Source organism: Pseudomonas canadensis, assembly GCF_000503215.1.
In the GTDB taxonomy this organism is placed as follows: Bacteria; Pseudomonadota; Gammaproteobacteria; order Pseudomonadales; family Pseudomonadaceae; genus Aquipseudomonas; species Aquipseudomonas canadensis.
On the sequence record NZ_AYTD01000013.1, the window covers coordinates 492,121 to 510,156 of the forward strand.

Here is an 18,036-nt window from a genome sequence, read left to right on the forward strand (position 1 = left end):
CATGAGCGAGAAAAACCCCCTGCCGTTTGCCAAGACGCAATCGCGCGCAATGTTGCTGTGGGTGTTGGCGGTGCTGATCGGCCTACCGTTGATATTGCCCTCGGCGACCCTGGCCACCGAGATCCTGATCTTTGCGATGGCGGCCTTGGCCTGCAACCTGCTGCTGGGCTACACCGGCCTGCTCTCCTTCGGCCAAGGCATCTTCTTCGGGGCCGGCGCGTATTGCGCGGCGTTGCTGATGATCCACCTGCAACTGGGCCTGTTCACGGCGTTGCTCGGCGCCGCCGTGGCCGGTGGTTTCCTGGCGTTGCTGGTGGGCGCCCTGGCGATCCGTCGCACCGGCATCTACTTCGTGATGCTGACCCTGGCGTTCAGCCAGATGGCCTACTTTGTCGCCTACACCCTCAGCGACTGGACCGGTGGCGACAACGGCCTGCTCAGCGTGCCGCGCCCGGAGATCCGCGTGGGTGAAACGGTGCTGCTGTCACTGGCCGACGCCCGCGCCTTCTACGGCTTTGTCGCAGTGCTGTTCCTGCTGATCTTCATCGGCGCACGCCGGGTGATTGCGTCACCGTTCGGCAGCACCTTGATGGCGATCCGCGAAAACGAAACCCGTGCCTCTGCCATCGGCTACGACACACGCCACTTCAAGATCCTGGTGTTTGTGCTGTCCGGCGCGGTCACCGGAATTGCCGGCGCGCTGTACGCGATGCTGCTGCACTTTGTGCCGCTGTCGAATATCGACCTGGCGATGTCCGAGAACATCCTGATCATGACCATCGTTGGCGGCACCGGCTCGTTGTTCGGCTCATTGCTTGGTGCCGGTTCCATCGTGCTGCTCGGAGATTTCCTCTCCGACCTGTGGCCGCGCTGGCTGATGCTGCTGGGGGTGATCCTGATCCTGGTGGTGATCTTCATGCGCGGCGGTTTGTGGGGCGGCCTCGCGTCGCTGTTCGAAAAGGTACGCGGCCATCGCAAAACGGCCGTTGTCGCCAAGGAGGAAGGGCTATGAGCATCCTTTTGGAAACCAGAGACCTGGAACTGGCCTACGGCGCGTTCCATGCGGTGAACGGCGTGAACCTCAAGGTCGAGGCGGGCACTATCCATACCATCATCGGCCCCAACGGCGCGGGCAAGACCAGCCTGTTCCACTGCCTCACCGGCGAACGCCAGGCCACCGCCGGGGCGATCCACTTCGACGGCAAGAACCTGATGCGCAAGCCTGCCCACGGCCGCGTCGGCCTGGGTATGGCGCGCTCGTTCCAGCTCACCAGCCTGTTCCAGAACCTCAGCGTGCGCGAAAACCTGCGCCTCGCCGCCCAAGGCCGCGACGGTGCACGCGCACTGAATTTCTGGCGCCGCGTCGACAGCAAGCGCGAACACCTGGAGATGGCCGACCAGGTGCTGGAGCGCCTGCAACTCACGGCCCGCGCCGGCACCCTGGCCGGTGAGTTGTCACACGGCCAGCAGCGGGTGCTGGAGGTGGGCATGTCGATCTGCTCCAAACCGAAACTGTTGATGCTGGATGAGCCCACCTCGGGCATGGGCATCGATGACATCCCAATCATGACGCAGTTGATCAGCGACCTCGGCCGCGACCACACGGTGCTGCTGATCGAACACAACATGAGCATCGTCATGTCCATCAGCCAACGCATCACGGTGATGAGCCACGGGCAGATCCTGGTCGAAGGCACACCGGAATTCGTGCGCGCCGATGAGCGTGTGCGCACTGCATACCTTGGGGAGGCTGCCTGATGCTGATCGTTGAGAACATCCATTCCTACTACGACAAGAGCCACGTGCTGGAAGGCGTGTCGCTGACCGTCAACCCTGGCGAACTGGTGACGTTGCTGGGGCGTAATGGCGCCGGCAAGACCACCACCCTGCGCAGCATTCTCGGCATCATCTGCCCGCGCCAGGGCCAGATCCACTTCAACGGCCAGGCACTGGTGGGCCAGAAGATCTTCGAAATTGCCCGCCAGGGTTTGGCGCTAGTGCCGGAGAACCGTGGGATCTTCCGCCTGCTCACGGTCGAGGAAAACCTGCGCATCGCCGCACGCAAGACCAGCCGCTGGCAGCTCGAAGACGTGTACGCCATGTTCCCGCGCCTCAAGGAGCGGCGCAAAAACGCTGGCCACGCGTTGTCCGGCGGCGAGCAACAAATGCTCGCCATCGCCCGTGCCCTGCTCAACGATCCCAAGCTGCTGATCCTCGATGAACCCACCGAAGGCCTGGCCCCGGTCATCGTCGACGAGCTGGTGAAGATCCTGCGCAAGGTCAAGGACGACGGCCTGCCGGTGCTGCTGGTGGAACAAAACCTGATGGTCTGCGACAAGCTCGCCGACCGCCATTACGTGCTTGAACAGGGCCGCGTGGTCTACGAGGGCAGCGCCGAAGCCTTCCGCGCCGACCCGACCATCAAAAACCGTTATTTGGCCCTGAGTGCCTGACCGGAGACTACTGATGAATAGTTTTGCGCAACCGCTCAAGAGCAACGCCCCGCTGATCAACCGCGACCGCTTGTGGCAATCGCTGATGGACCTGGCCCAGCTCGGCGCCACCGTCAAAGGTGGCGTGTGCCGCTTGGCGCTGACCGACCTGGATCGCCAGGCCCGTGACCTGTTTGTACAATGGTGCGAGGCCGCGGGGTGCAGCGTCAGTGTCGACGCTATCGGCAATATCTTTGCGCGCCGTGCCGGGCGCAATCCGGCCCTGCCCCCGGTGATGACCGGCAGCCATATCGACACCCAACCCACCGGCGGCAAGTTCGACGGGTGCTACGGGGTAATGGCGGGACTGGAAGTCATCCGCACCCTGAATGATTTGAAGATTGAAACCGAAGCGCCGATCGAAGTGGTGGTGTGGACCAACGAAGAAGGCTCGCGTTTTCCGCCGTGCATGATGGGTTCCGGGGTGTTTGCCGGTAAGTTCGATTTGCAGGACACCCTCGACAAGCTCGATGACCAGGGCCTGTCAGTCGGCGCCGAATTGCAGCGCATCGGATACGCCGGCTCCCGCGCCGTGCTCGGCCACCCGGTCGGTGCCTACTTCGAAGCGCATATCGAACAAGGCCCGGTACTGGAAGACCAGGCCACTACCATTGGCGTGGTCATGGGTTGCCTGGGCCAGAAATGGTTCGACCTGACCTTCACCGGCGTCGAAGCCCACGCCGGCCCGACGCCGATGCACCTGCGCAAGGACGCCCTGGTCGGCGCCGCCGAGGTGGTCAGCGCGGTCAACCGCATCGCCCATCAGCAGCAACCCCACGCCTGCGGTACGGTCGGTTGCCTGAGCCTGCATCCCGGCTCGCGCAACGTGATTCCCGGCCAGGTGCACATGACCCTCGACCTGCGTCATCTGCACGCGGACAAGCTGCAAGCCATGGTTGATGAAGTGCGCAGCGTGATCGAAGCCGCCGCCGCGAGGCACGGGTTGGCATATGAACTGACCCCAACCGCCGACTTCCCACCGCTGGACTTCGCCCCGGCCTGCGTCAATGCCGTACGCGAAGGCGCCGAGGCCTTGGGCTTGAGCCATATGGACATCGTCAGCGGTGCAGGCCACGACGCGATTTTTGTCGCCGAACTGGGTCCGGCCGGGATGATCTTTGTACCGTGCGAAGGCGGCATCAGCCATAACGAAATCGAAAACGCCGCGCCGGACGACCTGGCGGCGGGCTGCGCGGTGTTGTTGCGCGCTATGGTCAATGCGGCGCAGGGGGACGTGGCATGAGCGAGATCGGCCAACTGACGGCGGTGCAACTGCTGCAGCATTTTCGCGACAAGACCTTGTCGCCGGTGGAAGTGACCGAGGACGCCTTGCTGCGGATCGAACGCTTCAATCCGGTGGTGAATGCCTACTGCCACGTGGACCCGGAAGGCGCGCTGAATGCGGCGCGCGCCTCGGAACAACGCTGGCTGAACGGCCAACCCTGCGGTCCGTTGGACGGCGTGCCGTCTTCGATCAAGGACCTGACGCTGACAATCGGCATGCCCACCCGCAAGGGCTCGCGCACCTCGTCCGCCGACGGGCCGTGGGAGGTGGACGCGCCCTTCCCGGCCTTTATGCGCAAGGCCGGTGCGGTGCTGCTGGGCAAAACCACCACCCCTGAATTCGGCTGGAAAGGCGTTACCGACAATCCGCTGTACGGCATCACCCGCAACCCCTGGGACACCCGCACCACGGCGGGCGGTTCGTCCGGCGGCGCGGGCGCGGCGGCGGCGTTGAACCTGGGGGTGCTGCACCAAGGCAGCGATGCGGGCGGTTCGATTCGGATTCCCTGTGCATTTACCGGCACTTTCGGGATCAAGCCGACCTTCGGTTATGTGCCGCAGTGGCCGGCCAGCTCCATGACAATCCTCTCGCACCTAGGGCCGATGACCCGCACGGTGGAAGACAGCGTATTGATGCTGCAGACCATCGCGCAACCGGATGCTCGGGACGGGTTGATCGGTGCGCCGAGGACCACACCGTGGTTGTCGGGCGCAGCGGATTTGAAAGGGCTGCGCGTGGCCTACAGTCCGAACTTCGGTTACGTGGAGGTCGACCCGCAAGTGGCCAAGGTGGTCGCGGAGGCGGTGCGAGGCCTGGAACAACTGGGCGCCCATGTCGAGCAGATCGACCCCGGCTTCAGTGACCCGCTGGAAGTCTTCAGCACCTTGTGGGCAGCCGGCGCTGCACGCCTGACCGGGCCCATGAGCGAGTCACAAAAACAACTGCTGGACCCCGGCCTGCTGCGCATCGCCCAGCGCGGCGAGCGTTTGAGCCTGGACGACTTCAGCGCGGCCCTTGAAGCACGCGCAGCCCTGGTGGCACGCATGGCGGCGTTCCATGAGCATTACGATGTGCTGGTATCGCCGATGATGCCGATCACCGCGTTCGATGCCGGGCATGACGTGCCACCGGGTTCGGGTTTGCAGGAATGGACACAGTGGACACCGTTCACCTACCCCTTCAACCTGACGCAGCAACCGGCAGCCTCGGTGCCGTGTGGGTTGGCAGCGAACGGCTTGCCGGTGGGCTTGCATGTAGTAGGCGCACGTTTTGCCGACGAGCAGGTGTTGCGGGTGTGCCACGCCTACGCGAAGGCCTTCCCGACCCAGCATCTCCAAGCCCCACAAACCCCAACCTGAAATGCCCACCTGTAGAAGCCGGCTTGCCGGCGATGGCGCCGTGTCAGACACCTCACCCGTCACCGACACACCGCAATCGCCGGCAAGCCGGCTCCTACAAGACCGCGTATCCACGATGTGAAGCGAGTCGCTTCTGATCTTGCTTTTGATCTTAGGCGCCCCGTCAAACACGCTGGCCGGAATCTGACAGGGATTTGGGGGGTAAACCGGCAGGGATGCCGGTTTAGCCGCCCCGCGCCATGGATGGCGCGTGGCGACGGCCCCCCAAATACCTGTCGGATTACGGGCATACCGAGCCTAGGCGAGGTACCGAGTGTTGGGGCAAGAGCCCTTTTGGTTACTTTTGGCTGGGCCGGCATTCCGGGCTCTTTTCCAAAAGTGACCCGCCGTAAGGGCGGAACCCATACCAGCCGTTACCTAAATAACGGATATGTCCACATCACCACCGCCATCGCAGGCAAGCCCCTCCCACAGTTTCAACCACATTCCATTACACTGTCCCCCATTCATCCCCGGGGGCTTCATGGACATCGAACTGGCACGCACCTTCCTCGAAATCACCCGCTGCGGCAGCCTGGCCGCAGCGGCCGAGAAACTGCACGTCACCCAGACCGCCATCACCGCACGGGTCAAGAGCCTGGAAAGCCAGCTAGGCAGCACACTGTTCGTACGCAACCGCGCAGGCGCCCGGCTGACCGCCGACGGCGAGGCCTTCGTGGTGTACGCCAACCAGTTGCTGCAAACCTGGGAAGCGGCCAAACGCGACCTGCCGCTGCCCGATGGTTATCGCAACGTGCTGCACATCGGCGGCGAAGTCAGCCTGTGCAATCCATTGATGCTCGGCTGGGCCCAAGCGTTACGCCAACACATCCCCGGCCATGCCCTGCGCACCGAAATCCGCGAAGGCGATTACCTGTTGCGCCAGCTGGAACTGGGCGTACTCGACGCTGCATTGGTGTTCCAGCCGCAATACTGGCCAGGCTTGCAGGTGGAACAGGTGCTGGAGGAAAAACTGATCCTGGTGCAGTTGGCGAGCAATCCGGCGCCCTACGTGTATATCGATTGGGGACCGGGCTTTCGCCAGCAACACGACGCCGCGCTGCCCGACAAGGCCCGTGCCGCGTTGAGTTTCAACCTGGGGCCGCTGGCATTGCAGTACATCCTTGAGAATGGCGGCGCCGGTTATTTCCGCACTCGCGTGGTGCAGAGTTACCTGGACAGCGGCGTAATGCAGCGTGTGCCCAAGGCGCCGGAATTCAGCTTCCCGACGTACCTGGTGTATTCACGGGCGCGAGATTCGGCAGTGTTGCAACAGGCACTGGGGTTACTGCGTGAGGTGGTCAAGGGCGAAAGCGACTGGTCGCAGCGTTGGGACCCATTGATTTGAAGCAACAATCTCCACCGCGCATGCTAGCCTGCGGGTGTTTCCTTTTGCAGCCTGACCGATGAACAAGAAGAAGTCCGTCACTATCAGCGACATCGCCAAACGGGTTGGCATGACCACCATCACGGTGTCTCGCGCACTGAGCAAACCCGACCTGGTCAAACCGGCCACCCTGGCGCGCATCCTCGAAGTGGCGCGGGAGATGGACTACGTGCCCAACGCCTTCGCACGCGGGCTCAAGCGCAGTGAGAGCCTGATCATCGGTGTGATCACCGCCTCCGTGGACAACCCGTTCTACAGCGAAATGATCAAGGCGATTTCCCGCGAGGCCAAACAGCACGGCTACACCATCATGCTGGTGGACACCGATGAGCTGGAGGAGCTGGAAAGCAAGGCCGTGGACACCCTGTTGGGCTACCGCGTGGCGGGGATCATTCTGTCGCCGGTCTCGGATGAACCGAGCTACCAGCCCGATTACCTCGAACGCTTGGGCAACGGCAAAACCCCAGTGGTGCTGCTCGATCGCACAATCCACGACAGCCCGTTCAGCCGCGTGGTGCTCGACAACTACCACAGCGGCATCCAGGCCGCGCACTACCTGCTGCGCCAGACGCCCGACCTCAAGCGCCTGCTGGTGCTGACCGGCCCCGAGCACTCACGCATCACCGTCGAACGCCTCAAGGGCCTGCGCGAAGTGCTGGCCGAGCACCCGCAGGTGCAGGTCGAAGTACAGGCCGGCGACTACACGCTGATGCCGTCCTACCTGCACACCCTCGACTACCTGGCCGAACACTCGGCGCCGGACGCGATCATGGGCTTCAACCAGTTGATCACCCTCGGCGCCTTGCGCGCACTGCGCATGCACAACATCGCCCATGACAGCCTGACCATCTGCGGCATCGACCGCCTGCCCTTCGCCGATATCTTCGGCGTGCCCATCGCCTGCGTGGCTCACGATGCGTCTTTGGCCGGCAGCAGTGCGGTGCGCCTGTTGCTCGATCGCCTGGAAGACCCGTTCAAGCCACGGGACAAGGTGGTGATCGCCGGTCAGTTGGAAAACGGCTAGCGGCTGGTGTAGCCACCGTCGATGGGCAGGCTCACGCCGCTGATCATGCTGGCGGCGCTGCTCAACAGGAACAGCACCGGCAACGCCACCTCGACGGTTTCAGCAAAACGCCCCAATGGAATGGCCGCCAGCGCCGGGTCGCGCTTGGCCGGCTCGGACCAGGCCATGGCCGCCATCGGCGTGAGCGTGACGGTGGGGTTGACGCTGTTGACGCGAATGCCAAAGCGGCCCCACTCGGCGCATTGCACACGGGTGATCGCATCCAGCGCGGCCTTGGAGGCGCAGTAGCCGAGGTGATCGTCCAGGGCCACCAGCGAGGCCTGGCTGGAGACGTTGACGATGCTGCCGGCGATGTGTGCTTCGATCATTTTGGCCGCCACGCGGCTGGCGACCTGGGCGGCGGCGCGGGCGTTGACTTGCATCACCTGGTCGAACGCGTCGGCGCTGATGGCGGCGGCGGGCTCCAGCCGCGAGATGCCGGCGCAGTTGACCAGGCCGTGCAGCGGTGGCAGGTCGTGCAGGGCGTTATCGAGGGCGGCGCTGTCGGCGATGTCCAGGCACAAGGTGTGGCAACCGAGTTCGGCCAAGGCTTGGGCGTCGCGGCCGAGGGCAAAGACATCGGCGCCGCTGGCGATCAGTTGCAAGGCGATTTCGCGCCCAATGCCGCTGCTGGCGCCGGTGACGAGGATGCGATGGTGGGTGAAGTCGAAGGCTGCGTTCATTCAGTTCTCCTGCAGGCTGTGCATAATCGGTTTCAGGGCCGGATACAGCTTGAGGTACTCGGCAAACGCGCGGTCGTATGCCTCGACATTTTCCGCCTTGGGCTCAGCCCGCAACTCCAGTTGCACCCAGCCCTTGTCCATCTCCCCATCGCTCACCAACCCCACCGTGTGTGCCGCCAGCAACGCCGCGCCCAACGCGGCCTCAACCTCCTGCACGATGGTGTACACCGGATACCGCGTAACGTCCGCGATGATCTGCATCCACAGGTCCGAATGGCTCGCCCCGCCCACCACGATCAAGCGCGGGTCCAGGGAATGCGCGCCGCGTGTGCCCGCTTCGATGTTGTGTCGCAGGGCAAAACTCACGCCCTCCAGCACCGCGCGATACAGGTGAATACGGCTGTGGTAGAGGTTCAAGCCGACAAAACTGCCACTGGCACGGTCATCCCACACCGGACTGCGCTCGCCCATCAGGTACGGTAGGAACAACAGGCCTTCGCTGCCGGCCGGGATGTTCATCGCGCGCTGTTCCAGCAGCACCAGGCTGTCCTGGCCGGTGGCCTTGGCTTGTTGCTCTTCGGCCTGGCAGAACTGCTCGCGAAACCAGCTGACCGAGGCACCGGCGGTGATTGCTCCGCCAAAGATGTACAGGTCGCGGTGGCCGTTGTAGACGTGGGGCATGCTCACCAAGCCATGGTGTGCATCCACTTGTTGGTTGAGGTAACCCCAGCACATGCTGGTGCCGATCATTGCCACGTGATTGCCCGGCTGCGTCACCCCTGCGGCCAGCGTTGCCATGGCCGCATCGACGCCACCGGCCAGAACCGGTGTGCCCGCCTGCAGGCCCAGACGCGCCGCCCAACCCTCCAGCAACCCACCGACGACTTCCCCGGAATACACCAGGCGCTCCGGCATCATCGCCTGCGGTATGCCCAGTGCATCAAGCATTTCGGCGGACCAGCCGCGCACCTTCACATCGTAGACGCCACCGATATTGCCGGCACTGCTATGGTCCACCGCCAACTCGCCGGTGAGGCACCAGTTGATGTAGCTGTTGGGCGGCAGCAGGTAGCGAGTCTTGGCCCACACCTCGGGCTGGTGCTGCTTGAGCCAGAGCATCTTGGTGAAGCCGTAGTAGCTGTCCACCGAGTTGCCGGTGATCGCGAACAGACGCTCCAGGTCCACCTTCTCGCGCACCCAGGCCACCTGCTCGCCAGCACGGCGGTCCATCCAGATCAGGCACGGGTGCAGCGGCGTGATTTGCGCATCCACCGCAATCCCGGAGCCGCCGTACAGGCTGCTGATACACAACGCCTTGACCTGCTGCGCCGCCACGCCGGCCTTGGCCATGCACTGCGCAACGCAAGCCTCGACGGCGTCCAGCCAGACCTGCGGCCATTGCTCGGCCCAGCGCACTTTCGGGGTATCCACGCGATACCCCTGGCTGTGCTGGGCGATGATCGTACCTTGACCGTCCACCAGCAGCGCCTTGGTGCTCTGGGTTCCTATATCGACACCCATCACGTAGTTCATTTTCAGGCCACCGGCTTCAACAGCACCTTGATAGATTTGGTCGAGTTGGCCAACGCGAAGGCGTCGGCAAAGTCGTCCAGCGGAAAGTCATGGGTGACGATGCCTTTAGAGGTGACCAGGCCACGCTCGAACAGGTCGATGGCGATCGGGTAGCAATACGGCCCGAGATGAGCGCCGCGTACGTCCAACTCCTTGCGGTCACCGATGATCGACCAGTCGACGCTGGTCTCGGCGCCAAACACGCTGAACTCGACAAAACGCCCGAGCTTGCGGATCAAATCCAGGCCCTGGGTCACGCCGGCCGGCACGCCGGTGGTTTCGATGTAGACGTCGCAGCCGTAGTTGTCGGTCAGGCCGTTGATGATTTCACGGGCGTTGTCGCGCGACGGGTTGATCACCACATCGGCGCCGAATTTTTTCGCCAGTTCCAGACGCTCGTCGACCATGTCGATCACCACCAGTTTCTTCGGGGTTTTCAACGCAGCGACCTGGACCATGCACAACCCGAGGGTGCCGGCGCCGGCGATCACCACCACATCGTCGAGCTGGACATCGCCACGGTTGACGGTATGGATCGAACAGGCCATCGGTTCCACCAGCGCCGAGTCTTCCAGCGACACCGATTCGGGGATCTTGTGCACGATGGCGGTCTTGGGAATGCGCATATACTGGGCCATGCCGCCTTCGGCGACTTCACGCTGGAAGCCGAAGATGTTGTGCACTTCGCACATCCAGTACTTGCCCGACTTGCAGAAACGGCACTTGCCGCACGGCACGATCTGCTCGGCGATCACCTTGTCGCCCACCGCGACGTCGAAGTGCTCTTCGGCGCCCTCGCCCACTTCCACCACATAGCCAAAAAATTCGTGCCCCGGTACGACCGGCGCCTTCACCCACGGGTTGTCGCCGCCCCAGAACATTGCGGCGCCCGAGTGGCACTTGCAGTCACTGGCGCAGATGCCACAGGCAGCGATACGGATCACCAGTTCATTGGCGCGTGCCTGGGGTTTGCCAATGCGTTCCAGGCGGTAGTCTTTGGGGCCGTGGCAGACGACGGCTTGCATTTCGGTGTGCTTGTCCATGGTGTCGGGTCCTGTGCTTGTGAGAAGTTTATTTGTGGCGCTGACGGCTGATAAAAATCGCCAGCAAAATGATTGCGCCCTTGATCACGCTCTGGACATAGGGCGACACGCCCAGCATGTTCAGGCCGTTATTCAACACGCCGAGCAACATGGCGCCGAGTAAGGTGCCGACGATCACCCCGCGCCCGCCGGCAATCGAGGCACCGCCGAGTACCACGGCGGCAATCGCGTCCAGTTCGAACGACACGCCGGCGTTCGGCTGGCCGCTCATCAGGCGCGAGGTCAATACCAGCCCGGCAATCGCCGCCGTAAGGCCGCTGATGCCGTACACCAGCAACTTGAAACGCGCCGCACGCACGCCGGACAACCGCACCGCTTCTTCATTGCCGCCGATGGCGTAGATGTAGCGGCCGATGCGCGTGTGTTGCAGCAGCACGTAGGCCGCCAGGTAGGTGAGCAGCATGATCAGGATCGGCACCTGGATACCGAACAGGCTTTCACGGCCGAAAAACGCAAACCAATCCGGCAACCCGGAAATCGGGTAGCCATCGGTGTACATCAGGCCCAGGCCACGGGCGATGCCCATGGTCGCCAGGGTCACGATGATCGGCGGCATGTGCAGGTAGGCCACGAACAAGCCGTTGCCGATGCCAAAGGCCACGCCGATCAACATGCCTGCGCCAATCGCCAGGCCGGGCGGCAGGCCCGCGACCATCAACCCGGCGGTGAGCGTGCCGGACAAGGCCATCACCGGCCCTACCGACAGATCGATGCCGCCGGTGAGGATCACGCAGGTCATGCCCACCGCGATGATCGCGTTGATCGACACCTGGCGGGCGATGTTCGACAGGTTGCTGGCAGTGAGGAAGGTGTCGCTGGCGAGGATCATCACCAGGGTCACCACTACCAGCCCGACGAAGGGATAAAATGCCGGCGAGCGCACCAGCCGCGCCAGGTTCAGGCGCAGCCGGTTGTTGTCGCCGGTACTAATGGACGTATTCACTTGAGCCCCCTGTTGCATGGCGCATGACCTCTTGAGGATTGACGGCAGATGCTTCGAGTACCTTGACGATGGCGCCCTTGTGGAACACGGCGACGCGGTCGCACATGCCGATGACTTCCGGCAATTCGGAGGAAATCATGATGATTGCGTAGCCTTGTTCGGTGAGGCTGCGCATCAGCGCGTAGATCTGCGCCTTGGCCCCCACGTCGATGCCACGGGTGGGTTCGTCGAACACCAGCACGTCGCAGTGATGGTTGATCCAACGGGCGATCACCACCTTTTGCTGGTTGCCGCCGCTGAGGTTGAACACCCGGCTTTCACTGCTGGGGGCCTTGATCGACAGTTGCTTCATCAGGCCTTCGACGCTGGCGCATTCGCGGTTCTTGTCGATCAGGCCCGAGGCGTTCTGGTATTTGGGCAAGTTGTTCAACGAGATGTTTTCGCGAATGCTGAAGTCGGTGATCAGCCCTTCGCTCTTGCGGCTTTCCGGCAGCAGGCCGATGCCGTGGGCCAGGGCCTGGGCCGGGTCGTCGAGGGTGATTTTCTCGCCGCGCAGCCATACGTCTTTGCTCACCGACGGCAGCGCGCCCATCATGCCCAGGGCCAGTTCGGTACGACCGGAACCGACCAAGCCGGCAAAGCCGAGGATCTCGCCCTTGTGCAGCTGGAAGCTGTTGTGCGGGCCGTTGCGCACCAGTTGGATGTCCTTGACCTCCAGCAACAGCGGGCCACGCTCGGTGTTCGGTTTGGGTGGAAAACTGCATTCCAGGCGGCGCCCGACCATCATCTCGACCAGCCGGTCGATATCACTGTCAGCCACATCGGTAACGCCCACATTGCCGCCGTCGCGCAACACGCTGATGCGGTCGCACACCTGGAAAATCTCCTCCAGGTGATGGGAGATGAAAATCACCGCCACGCCCTGGCGCTTGAGTTCGCGCATGATGTCGAACAGCAGCTCAGCCTCGCTCGGTGTCAGCGTGGCAGTCGGTTCATCCAACACCAGCAGGCGCGCATCCAGGGCCAGGGCCTTGGCGATTTCGACAAACTGCTGCTCGGCCACGCTCAGGTGCTTGACCGCACATTGCAGGTCGATGGTCACGCCGAGGCGCTTGAACAACGCCTCGCTGGCCTCGACCATTTCGCGCTTGCGCAACAGGCCGAAACGGTTACTCAGCTCATGGCCGAGGAAGATGTTTTCCACGGCAGTGAGGTAGGGAATCAGGCTGAACTCCTGGAACACGATGCCGATACCGGCGGCGATTGCGTCGCGATAGGTCGCGAACTGCTGCGCCTGGCCATCGATCAGGATCTGGCCTTCGTCTTGATGCTCGACGCCACCGAGGATCTTCATCAGCGTCGATTTGCCCGCGCCATTTTCGCCGAGCAAGGCATGAATCTCACCGCGCTCGACTTGCAGGTTGATGGACTTGAGGGCCTGTACGCCCGGGTACCGCTTACAGATGTTTTCCAACTTCAGAAGACTGCTCATACCACCGACCTCGTATTCAGAAGGATGACCTGGGCCCCACGTCAGGCGTGGGGCCTAGGCGATTTACCAGCTGAAATCCTTGGCCTTGGCCTGGTCGATCAGGGTGATGTCCACCGGGATGGTGGCCGGCACCTGCGAGCCCCACTTCTTGGCCAGGGCAATGCCCAGCGCCAGGCGGATCTGGTCGCGCGGATACTGCGCTGAGGTGGCGATGAACTTGCTACCGGGCTTCTGGATCGCCTTGATCGCTTCCGGCGCGCCGTCGACGCTGACCAGCTTCACGTCCAACCCGCTGGCTTCGATGGCCGAGAGCGCGCCGAGGGAGCCGTTGTCATTCACACTGAAAATGCCCTTTAGGGCGGGCTGGGCCTGCAGCATGTTTTCGGTGACGGTCAGCGCCTGGTCACGCTCCTGCTTGCCGTTCTGGATGCTGACGATCTTGATATCGGGGTGCTTGGCCACGGCCTCTTTGCAACCGCGCACACGCTCCAGGATCGGCACCACGGCGATGCCGTCGAGGATCGCGATATTGCCCTTGTCGCCGATGTTCTTGGCCAGGTATTCACAGGCCTGGAAGCCAGCGTCAAAGTTCTTCGAGCCGACGAAGGAATCCAGCGGGCCGTCGGCCTGGGCGTCTACCGCGACGACCACGACACCGGCGGCGTGGGCAGACTTGACCGCCGATTGCACGCCGACCGAATCCGTAGGGTTGATCAGCAGGATGTCGATGCCTTTTTGCAGCATGTCTTCGACGTCACTGACTTGCTTGGACACGTCGTGACGGGCGTCGGTGATGATCAGTTTCGCGCCGATGGTCGCGCCGGCTTCTTCCAGGGCGTTTTTCATGGTGACGAAGTAGGGATTGTTGATTTCCTGGAAGGACGCGCCGATGCGGATCGGCTTGGCAGCGTCGGCGAATGCTGGGGAGACAGTGCCGAGGGTGATGCTTACAGCCAATAAACACAGGGTTTTCGGGAGCATTTTCATGGCGTGATTCTCTGTTTTGTTTTTATTGTTAGAGCAAATGTTATCGTTAACATTTTGCGAGAAACTAACAAGGAAACATGGGGTGTGCAAGCCCCCACTGGTCGCCTCGGCTGACACGGTCCTTGTAGGAGCCGGCTTGCTGGCGATGGCATCCACTCGCCGTACCTGACACACCGAGGTGTCAGCATCGCCGGCAAGCCGGCTCCTACAGTAGGTCTGTGTGCAGCGCAAAACTCGCACATTCCCCACCACCAACTAAGCTCAGACTCCAACAAAAAAACACCGAGCAACCCGCCATGGACCACCCCACCGAGACCTTTCGCGCCCGTTACCGCGCCACTGTCGCACCCCACTACAACCCTTGGCTGCACGCCAGTTTCGTGTTCGGCTACGGCATCGTGTGCATCGCCCTGGCCTGGTCATCCACGCATCAGATCAGCGCTGTGCAATGGCTGACCGTGCCGCTGACCCTGGTGTTCTTCAACCTCTGCATCTACCTCGTGCACCGTCACCTCGGCCACCACAAGCACGCCTTGGCCCGGCTGTTCTACGCACGCCACACCGGCGATCATCACAGTTTCTTCACCCCCGGCCACATGACCTACGACAGCCCCCGCGACTGGCGCGTCATCCTGTTCCCGGCCTGGCTGATCGTGCTGCACAGCCTGGCAATCACTCTGCCTGCCTGGTGGTTGCTCAAACAATTGAGCCCCAATGTCGCCGGCCTGTTCGCGGGGTGCATGATCCTCGGGTATTTACTTTACGAAGTGTTTCACGCCTGCGAGCACCTGCCCGCCAGCCACCCGGTGGCGCGCTTGCCGTGGATCCGCCAGATGCACCATCTGCACGCCCTGCATCACCGCCGTGAACTGATGCAGGGTCGCAACTTCAACATCGTCCTTCCCCTGATGGATTACCTGTTCGGCACCCTGCATTGGGAACCGAGCATCAACGACAACCAGGCATCGTCATGAGTACCCGTCCCAAAAAACTACGTCATCTGCTGTTTCTACTGCTTCTGGCGGTGGTCGCCTTTCTGCTGTTGATGCCGACCAAAGTGCAACCCGTAAACTGGACGCCACCCTCGGCGCCGTCGATGAAGAGCGGCCTTTACACCGAGAACCAGCGCCTCAAGGGCGTGCAGAAAATCGGCGCCCAGGACATCGCCGGGCCCGAGGCCTTGCTGCTGGACGCCCAGGGCTTTTTGATCAGCGGCTTGCATGACGGGCGCATCATCCGCACCTCGCCCGACAGCCGCAGCCTGGAAGTATTGGCCAATACCGGCGGAAGGCCCCTGGGCCTGGCGCTGCACCCGGATGGGCGCCTGATCATTGCCGACGGGATCAAGGGCTTGCTCGCCCTGGATGCAAAACACCAACTCACTACGTTGAGCACCAGTGCCAACGGCCTGCCCTTCGGTTTCACCGATGACGTCACCGTGGACGCGAGCGGGCGTTATGCCTACTTCAGCGATGCGTCGAGTCGCTGGGGCTACGGGCAGGACGGCGAAGCGGTGATCGAACATGGCGGCGACGGTCGGCTGCTGCGCTATGACTTCAGCAACGGCAGCACCGACGTGCTACTGGACCAACTGCAATTTGCCAACGGCGTGGCCTTGGGGCCGGATGAAAACTTCGTGCTGGTGAATGAAACCGGCGCCTACCGTATCAGCCGTTACTGGCTCAAGGGCGAGCGCGCCGGCACCCATGACCTGTTTATCGACAACCTGCCCGGCCTGCCGGACAACCTTAGCTTCAACGGCCAGGACCGTTTCTGGGTAGCGCTGTATTCGCCACGCAATCCGTTGCTTGACAGCTTTGCCGGCTACCCATTGCTGCGCAAGGTAATGGTACGGGCGCTGATGGTGGTGCCCAAGCCTATCGAACGCAAAGCCTTCGTGCTGGGCTTGGATCCCGAAGGTAAGGTCATCGCCAACCTGCAGGACGGCAGCCCGGGGAACTACTCGCCGATCACCACCGCACGGGAATATGGAAACTGGTTGTACCTGGGCTCGTTGAAAGGCACGAGCATGGCGCGGCTACCGCTGGACCTGGCATTGGCGGGCGAATAAAAAAAGGGGCAGCCTCGTCAGGCTGCCCCTTCTCACTCACACCGTTGAATCAGTGAACGATGTTCTGGGTGCAGATGTGCCCGAAGGTCACGTAAGGCACGTTCTCGCCACCCACGCCCACGCCAGGGAACTCGTCCAGCTCGATACGCCAGCCGCCGAAGTTGAAAGTGGTGTCCCAGGTGTAGGTGACGCCCGTGCTGCTGTCCGGATACTGCACACGGTTATCGCCGAAGCAGTCGCCGATACCGGAACTGGCCTGGGATGTGCCCGCACTGTTGGTGGTGGCCTTGAAGTCGGTCCAGTGGAACTCGGCACCGTCAAAGCGTTTGTCGATACGCAGAACCGGCGTAACGCCCAGCAGCGGTGCGCCCGTGGAGTCGGACCAATTGGTGGTCCAGTTCACCGTACGTCCCGCCTGGGTCGCCATCCAGAAAATCGACGCCGGTACACGCACGATATTGTCACCCTTCACATCAGACGTGTTCAGGCGCGGCGTAGAGCCCAGGCTCAACTGGTATTGTTTGGTCGAATCCTGAACCACGGCCGGATTGGCCCGCACACGCACCTTCACCGTGGTGCCCGGCGTGACACTCGGGTAGGTCGAGGTCGAGCCGGCAGGGATGGTGACCCAATTGACGCCGTCAAAACGATCGAAAATCCATTGGTTGCGGCTGCCGTTCGCGTCACCGGCCAGGTACATGCTCACGCTTTGGCCACGCACCGCCTTGAAGTCGAAGTAATCGACATCGTTGGCGTTGTCGAGGTTACCGGTCACCTTGTTCATCGAGTCCGGCAGCACAAAGGCGGTTTGCGGCGTGTCATTGGGTTCATAGGCATCGACGTTGGTATCCACCGCCACGCCAAAGCTGAATTGCGAGCTGCTGGCGACCTTGGCGACCATGTACCAGTAGTAATCACCGGCCGGCAGTACGCCGTTGAGGTACTCGTCGGCATTGCCTGCGGCATCCGAGGAGCCCACCACGCTCAGGTTGCCCTGGCCGTCGTCCTGGAACAGGGTCAGCGACATGTCGGTGCCTGCGCTCTGGTTGACCAGTTGCACCTGGACCCGCGCGTTTTCTGGCAGGTTGAAGTGATAAGCGAACTCTTCACCTTGAGCCACACCCGTGATGGTGTAGAGCGTGTTGATATCCAGGGTGGGGAACAGCGGGACGAAGGCCGCAACGGCAGCGCTCTTCAGCTCGGCCTGGCCGGGCTTTTTCAACTCACCGACCACGGTGTTGAAAGGCGCGGATTTGACGGACTGCGTGACAGCCTTGGACTGACCGGTCTTGGCTGCCTTCAGCTTTTGCTTGAGGCTGGCCGGGACCTTCGCCGCGTCCAGCTTGCCGCCGGATTTCAGGGCTTTGTCCACGGCCTGCCTGACCGCTTCGACATTGAGTTTCTGAGGGTATTGCTCGGCCAGGGCAAAGGCCGAAACGAAGCAGGAGGCCGCCATGGCCGCGCCCAGCATAAAGGCTTTTTTAGATTTCATTTTTTATCCATCCATAGTTAAAAACTGAAGGTCAGGTGACATCCGGTCACCTGGGATGGAATCTAGCCG

16 protein-coding genes are annotated in these 18,036 nt (G+C 62.4%); 9 read left to right on the plus strand and 7 right to left on the minus strand.

The genetic code is table 11. The annotated features are described in order from the left end of the window. The first annotated feature begins 1 nt into the window (after position 1). From U367_RS0111130 to U367_RS0111160, 7 genes are all read left to right on the plus strand, one after another. The gene (locus tag U367_RS0111130) at positions 2 to 1,012 is read left to right on the plus strand and encodes a branched-chain amino acid ABC transporter permease (RefSeq protein ID WP_028616998.1); all 1,011 of its coding nucleotides are present in this window, start codon (positions 2 to 4) and stop codon (positions 1,010 to 1,012) included. Next, positions 1,009 to 1,758 carry an ABC transporter ATP-binding protein gene (locus U367_RS0111135; protein WP_028616999.1) on the plus strand — a complete coding sequence of 250 codons (750 nt, stop codon included), beginning with the start codon at positions 1,009 to 1,011 and terminating at the stop codon, positions 1,756 to 1,758. The genes U367_RS0111130 and U367_RS0111135 overlap by 4 nt, the downstream gene beginning before the upstream one ends. Beyond that, positions 1,758 to 2,453 (plus strand): ABC transporter ATP-binding protein, encoded by a 696-nt coding sequence (locus tag U367_RS0111140; protein WP_028617000.1) that lies wholly within the window; start codon positions 1,758 to 1,760, stop codon positions 2,451 to 2,453. The genes U367_RS0111135 and U367_RS0111140 overlap by 1 nt, the downstream gene beginning before the upstream one ends. 13 nt (positions 2,454 to 2,466) lie before the next feature. After that, entirely contained in the window at positions 2,467 to 3,735 is a 1,269-nt protein-coding gene (locus U367_RS0111145) for a Zn-dependent hydrolase (RefSeq protein ID WP_028617001.1), read from the plus strand. Continuing rightward, entirely contained in the window at positions 3,732 to 5,135 is a 1,404-nt protein-coding gene (locus U367_RS0111150; protein ID WP_028617002.1) for an amidase, read from the plus strand. Before U367_RS0111145 ends, U367_RS0111150 begins: the two co-directional genes overlap by 4 nt. A 523-nt stretch (positions 5,136 to 5,658) precedes the next feature. Next, positions 5,659 to 6,522 (plus strand): LysR family transcriptional regulator, encoded by an 864-nt coding sequence (locus U367_RS0111155; RefSeq protein ID WP_028617003.1) that lies wholly within the window; start codon positions 5,659 to 5,661, stop codon positions 6,520 to 6,522. Positions 6,523 to 6,580: 58 nt separating this feature from the next. Continuing rightward, positions 6,581 to 7,585 carry a LacI family DNA-binding transcriptional regulator gene (locus U367_RS0111160; protein ID WP_028617004.1) on the plus strand — a complete coding sequence of 335 codons (1,005 nt, stop codon included), beginning with the start codon at positions 6,581 to 6,583 and terminating at the stop codon, positions 7,583 to 7,585. On the opposite strand, the gene U367_RS0111165 is transcribed toward U367_RS0111160, so the two are convergent. The 6 genes from U367_RS0111165 to U367_RS0111190 all read right to left on the minus strand — a co-directional run bounded on the left by U367_RS0111165 (position 7,582) and on the right by U367_RS0111190 (position 14,404). Further along, the gene (locus U367_RS0111165; RefSeq protein ID WP_028617005.1) at positions 7,582 to 8,307 is read right to left on the minus strand and encodes an SDR family oxidoreductase; all 726 of its coding nucleotides are present in this window, start codon (positions 8,305 to 8,307) and stop codon (positions 7,582 to 7,584) included. The genes U367_RS0111160 and U367_RS0111165 overlap by 4 nt on opposite strands. Continuing rightward, the gene (locus U367_RS0111170) at positions 8,308 to 9,840 is read right to left on the minus strand and encodes an FGGY-family carbohydrate kinase (protein WP_028617006.1); all 1,533 of its coding nucleotides are present in this window, start codon (positions 9,838 to 9,840) and stop codon (positions 8,308 to 8,310) included. Positions 9,841 to 9,842: 2 nt separating this feature from the next. Continuing rightward, complete coding sequence (locus tag U367_RS0111175; RefSeq protein ID WP_028617007.1) at positions 9,843 to 10,922, minus strand: alcohol dehydrogenase catalytic domain-containing protein; 1,080 nt, start codon at positions 10,920 to 10,922, stop codon at positions 9,843 to 9,845. 28 nt (positions 10,923 to 10,950) lie between these two features. Continuing rightward, positions 10,951 to 11,943, minus strand: a complete 993-nt coding sequence (locus U367_RS0111180; protein WP_028617008.1) for an ABC transporter permease — start codon at positions 11,941 to 11,943, stop codon at positions 10,951 to 10,953. After that, the gene (locus tag U367_RS0111185; protein ID WP_028617009.1) at positions 11,909 to 13,417 is read right to left on the minus strand and encodes a sugar ABC transporter ATP-binding protein; all 1,509 of its coding nucleotides are present in this window, start codon (positions 13,415 to 13,417) and stop codon (positions 11,909 to 11,911) included. The genes U367_RS0111180 and U367_RS0111185 overlap by 35 nt, the downstream gene beginning before the upstream one ends. A gap of 63 nt (positions 13,418 to 13,480) precedes the next feature. Then, a complete protein-coding gene (locus U367_RS0111190) occupies positions 13,481 to 14,404 on the minus strand; it encodes a substrate-binding domain-containing protein (RefSeq protein ID WP_028617010.1) in 924 nt (307 codons plus the stop codon). A 296-nt stretch (positions 14,405 to 14,700) separates the two neighbouring features. Here U367_RS0111190 and U367_RS0111195 point away from each other — a divergent pair, with 296 nt between their 5' ends. Continuing rightward, the gene (locus tag U367_RS0111195; RefSeq protein ID WP_028617011.1) at positions 14,701 to 15,378 is read left to right on the plus strand and encodes a sterol desaturase family protein; all 678 of its coding nucleotides are present in this window, start codon (positions 14,701 to 14,703) and stop codon (positions 15,376 to 15,378) included. Then, positions 15,375 to 16,475 (plus strand): SMP-30/gluconolactonase/LRE family protein, encoded by a 1,101-nt coding sequence (locus U367_RS0111200; RefSeq protein WP_028617012.1) that lies wholly within the window; start codon positions 15,375 to 15,377, stop codon positions 16,473 to 16,475. Before U367_RS0111195 ends, U367_RS0111200 begins: the two co-directional genes overlap by 4 nt. A 49-nt stretch (positions 16,476 to 16,524) precedes the next feature. Here the strand turns inward: U367_RS0111200 and U367_RS0111205 are convergent, their stop codons facing one another. Continuing rightward, positions 16,525 to 17,967 carry a PPC domain-containing protein gene (locus U367_RS0111205; RefSeq protein WP_028617013.1) on the minus strand — a complete coding sequence of 481 codons (1,443 nt, stop codon included), beginning with the start codon at positions 17,965 to 17,967 and terminating at the stop codon, positions 16,525 to 16,527. Between the last annotated feature and the right edge of the window lie 69 nt (positions 17,968 to 18,036).